This window comes from Microcystis sp. M169S2 (assembly GCF_020245865.1).
Classification (GTDB): Bacteria; Cyanobacteriota; Cyanobacteriia; order Cyanobacteriales; family Microcystaceae; genus Microcystis; species Microcystis ichthyoblabe_A.
Genome location: NZ_JADBUB010000241.1, coordinates 1 through 4,440, shown reverse-complemented (window position 1 = coordinate 4,440; position 4,440 = coordinate 1). Strand labels below are relative to the sequence as shown.

Annotated in this window: 2 protein-coding genes and 4 pseudogenes; 3 read left to right on the top strand and 3 right to left on the bottom strand. The window is 37.9% G+C overall.

Going from position 1 to position 4,440, the window contains the following annotated elements; translation table 11 throughout:
* Positions 1-108: transposase (locus IM485_RS21385; protein WP_271928149.1), on the top strand; the 108-nt coding region annotated here is incomplete at its 5' end.
* A 273-nt stretch (positions 109-381) separates the two neighbouring features.
* Entirely contained in the window at positions 382-1,389 is a 1,008-nt protein-coding gene (locus IM485_RS21380) for a polysaccharide pyruvyl transferase family protein (protein WP_353846032.1), read from the top strand.
* 135 nt (positions 1,390-1,524) lie between these two features.
* Here IM485_RS21380 and IM485_RS21375 read toward each other — a convergent pair.
* Positions 1,525-1,722 (bottom strand): annotated as a pseudogene (locus tag IM485_RS21375) (SAM-dependent methyltransferase); the annotation flags it as partial.
* A gap of 270 nt (positions 1,723-1,992) precedes the next feature.
* Positions 1,993-2,948 (bottom strand): annotated as a pseudogene (locus IM485_RS21370) (IS110 family RNA-guided transposase).
* A gap of 715 nt (positions 2,949-3,663) precedes the next feature.
* On the opposite strand from IM485_RS21370, the pseudogene IM485_RS21365 reads away from it, so the two are divergent.
* A pseudogene (locus IM485_RS21365) lies at positions 3,664-4,005 on the top strand (transposase family protein); the annotation flags it as partial.
* Here IM485_RS21365 and IM485_RS21360 read toward each other — a convergent pair.
* Positions 4,004-4,305: pseudogene (locus IM485_RS21360) on the bottom strand (transposase); the annotation flags it as partial. The pseudogenes IM485_RS21365 and IM485_RS21360 overlap by 2 nt on opposite strands.
* Positions 4,306-4,440 lie beyond the last annotated feature (135 nt).

The following is a 4,440-nucleotide window of genomic DNA, read 5'->3' as shown; positions in this document are numbered from 1 at the left end:
TTAATTGAGGGAATGAATACCAAAATAAAGCTTATTAAAAGAATGAGTTATGGATTTACCAATTTTCAACATCTTCGACTTAAGCTGTTTGCTTGCTTTAATTCATAACAAAAATTAACACACGAAAACCAGAAGAGCCGTACATTTTCGATCCTGAACAGCTTAATCAGCAAAGATTTAAGTGTGCCGCACAGATGCGAGAACCGCTATAATCAACATACTGCTAACTTTGGCGATGATGCAGCAGGCGTGACAATGGCAATCCAGCTACGTCAGCAGTTTCCTGACACTGAGTTGCACTTCGTATATAATTGGCCTTGGGAAAAAAGTAGGTTTTTAGCGATTCCTTATCAGGATAATCAAACATTTCATCATCATTAAATTCTTTTTCAAAAAACAGATTTACAAGATGCAATAGTCTATGTTGCCACTAAATTTATTCCTTTTATTAGAGTTAAAACTAATACCACCCTATCTGCTTATCTCGACTTGGTAAAAAGCTGTGATATTGTGATTGTCTCTCCAGGAGGTTCTAATATAGGAATTTATAAAGATTGGATTTCTTTGTTTAGGGTTCTCGTTGCAGTTTTAGAGAAAAAAGAAACAATTTTTGCTCTGAATAGCATTGGTAAAAGTGGCAACTTTATTTTTGATTTAATCGCTAAATTTGTCCTTAAAAAGTCTCAATTATTTGTCAGGGAAGGTAAAAGTAATCAAATTTTAAATAAATGGAAAATTCCTAATGTTAGAGGGGTGGATACGGCTTTAAGCTTAGCTGTTGATACTCAGCCTTCATTAAAAGAAGTGAAAATTGCTGATGATGATGAACAGTCTATAATATTTATTCCAACAAGATTAGGCAGTTGGCATCCTTTATGTAGCGAGATTAATTTACCTCAAAAAATTCAACAAGACATTATTCCCTCTCTAATTAGTTTTGCTCAAGATTATAATTTAAAAATTTTCATTATTCCCCATCTCTATGGTGTTTTAAGCGAAGAAAAGTTTTTAAAAAGTATTTATAAAACTTTTATAGAGCTTGGAATGGATCAACAAAAAATAATCCTTCTAGAAAAGTTAGAAAGCTTTAGAGATTACGAAAAATATATCGCTCATGGCAAAATAGTTGTTTCTATGAGATATCATGGTGTTATACTGTCTATTAAGCAAGGAATTCCTTTTATTTCACTAGCTTATGAAAATAAGATGAAAGAAGCTTGTATTTATTCAGGTATGTTAGATTATAACTTTAGTCTAAACGGTGATCAAGTAACCCAAAAAGCGTTAATAGAAGCTTATCAAAGAGTTTACCAAAATCGACAAAAGATAGCAGATCAACTGCTCAGTAAACAGTCTATAGCGGTTCTCGCATCTGTGCGGCACACTTAAACCTTTGCTGATTAAGCTGTTCAGGATCGGGAATGTACCTCTTGTGAATCAGAAACGCTATATCCTGAGTGAATTATCAAGATTACCTATTACCTACCTATATCTCAAAAGCTTAGAAACTTAACCTGAGTTCAGTTATTTTATTGCCTGGATAACTTGTAAACTTCCCCCGGCATAGAAGCTTTTTTTGCAGTCTCTAAAGCCGACAGATGATAACTCCTTGACTAAATCCACTGATAGCAATTGCCAAGCTGTCTCAGTCTCAAACAACCAGAGAAAGGCAGCGACTGATGGCCAAAATAAAGGATTGGTCGGTTTGTGGAGGTCAATCAGTAGTAGCGACTGTCTTGATTGTCAAGAGGTAATTCAAAAAAACTCAAGCAGTTGCCGTAAAACTCAAAATCTCAAGCCAGAAAAAAGCGCAGCGATCGCATCGCTCGTAGCGACTGTCTTGATTGTCAAGGGGTAACTCAAAAAACAATCAAGGAGTTGCTGTCGAACCTAAAATCTCAAGCCAGAAAAAAGCGCAGCAAAAACTAAGTCGCTCAGGTTAAACCAAAGCAAGCGCAACCCTTGATCAGAGATAACAAAAAGTGTGAATCTCTAGGAACAAGGTGGTAAATTGTCAGCAAGCTGCCAAGGCTGATTTTGGCGAACCATTGCATTAAGAATAACTAAGATTTTCCGCACACAAGCAGTCAGAGCCAGTTTTTTTGATTTACCTCGTCCGACTAGGCGTTCGTAAAAGGTTTTAATCACCGGATTATGACGCATAGCCACCACCGCCCCCATGTAAAGAGTCGCCCGAATCTGAGCGCGACCTCCCTGAATCATTCGCTTACCTTTATGTTGACCACTATCATGATTAATCGGCGCAACACCGACTAAGCGAGAGATTTGTTTGGCGGTTAATTGACCGAGTTCTGGTAAGTCGGAGACGAGAGTAGTAGAAATTACTTGACCAATCCCCGGCACGGTTTTGAGTAAATTGACTTTCTCGAGCCATTGTTGGTTAGCTTGGGTCAATTCCTCAATTTCTTGATTGAGTTTTTCGAGGCAGTTATCGAGATACTCAAGATGGGCTTCGATATCGACCAAAGCTTTACCGCGAGCGCGTTCCCGTCGGTTTTTTTCGGCAGTCCGCATCTCGACAAGTTGCCGGCGACGACTAATTAAGTCGCCCAATTGACGAGATTCTTCCGACTCAACCGCTAATATTTGCGGTTGCATTGCCTCGCCAAAATGAGCTAAGATTTGAGCGTCAATGGCATCGGTTTTGGCTAATTTACCAGTAGCTTTGGCAAAGTCTCTTCCTTGACGGGGATTAATTAAGGCGACCGGTAAACCCGCTGCTTGTAATTGAATCACCAGTTCAGTTTCTAAACCTCCTGTCGCTTCCAGAACGATGAGGTTGACATGTAGGATTTTAGGGTCTCGACCAGTTTAGATATGTCCTCCTCTGTGTTATTGACTTTCATCGCTTTACCGAGGGGACGGAGGTAAAAATCTAGGGTCGCTTTACTAATGTCAATGCCTACCCATTGAGAGATATTTTCCATGATTGAACCTAACTAAAGCAAGCAGAATTGATGGTTATTTTGGAGAGCATCCCCTTGATTTTACTCATCCTTGCCCGATACGGTCTCTTAGCTTAACAATTGATTAGACCTCTTGCAAAAGTCTTTCGTGATATATAGCGTTTCCTGTTCGCAAGAGGTACATTGTCGATGGTGAAAAGTTTAATCAGCAAAGGTTTCACTGTGCCACACAGGTGTGAGAAACGCTATAATAAAGGGTTATTTATTTTTGCCAATACTCTCACGAGACAGCGATCGCCACAATGAGATAGTGTTGCCAGCGTAATAAAAGAGTTTTTTTGTGATACTGTTTAAAATCTGTCCTTAATAGATAAAAAACAGAATAAGAGTATGAAATTTGCCGAAACGAATAGGTTATGTCGAAAGAAATTTAAGCGTTTAACGGGAATGAGTCGCCGAACTTTCTATGGCTCTTCGGTAATTGTTATGCAAATAATTAACTTAAAATAAAATTCGATGAGAATACCTACGCTCAAAAATAGCTGAAACCCATACAGGGAAAGATTCAAGGCACAAACAGGTTAATGCCAAAAGATAGACAATTGAGTTAAGATTTGATATAATAGCCAAAAACCAGAGTATTTTACTTATGATACTTGACAAATTTTTGAACCTAAAAGGAACGTCTATTCAAGGCTATCTACACCTAGAAAATATCGGTATGTAGCGTTTCCCAATCTCATGAGGTACACCAAAATCTTAACTCCTGAATCCTGAAGGCTCAAAACCTAAGACTCTGTGCCTCACAACTATGGGAATTGCTATAGTTTGCCGAATCGAATCGAAAAATCAAAAAGCAATCTGTCCTCGTTGTGGGTTAGAGAGCGATAAACTACACCAAAATCATCGACATTTAGTCAAAGATTTACCAATCTCAGGACAACTAGTGTACCGACAAGTTAATCGTCGTCAATTTAAGTGCAATAATTGTCGAAAACCCTTTAGCGAAGAGTTAGATTTTGTCGCCAGTAAACGAACCTATCCGAAAAGACTAGCCGAAAATATACTCGAACAAATTCATAAAAAGTTTCTGAATTTCCTTTTTTGATGAATTCTACGAATCTCTTTTTATCGGAATATCTCACTCCTCCCATCGCATTTACTCGACCACTTCTTCTCTGTCCGCTAACTTTTTTTCTTTGGCTTTTTCCCCCCATGTTTTTCTTCTAATGACTCTTAAACTAAATCCACTTTCGTCCCAAAACCATACCTGTAGCTTATTTGGCTCTTCTTTTGCTATTTTTAAATATTCAGCTAATTTTTGGTTAAATTCTTTTCTTTTTTCAGGATTTTGTCGCTCTTCTAAACTATATTGGCTCTACCGAACCTGTCATGCAAAACTATCAACAACTCATGCTTGTAAAGTTTGTACAATAGGGCTTTGAGTTTTTGTTAGATTGATATTTATCAACTTTAGAGCATTGCTGGACAGAGAGGGAGCTTGGGGAATTTT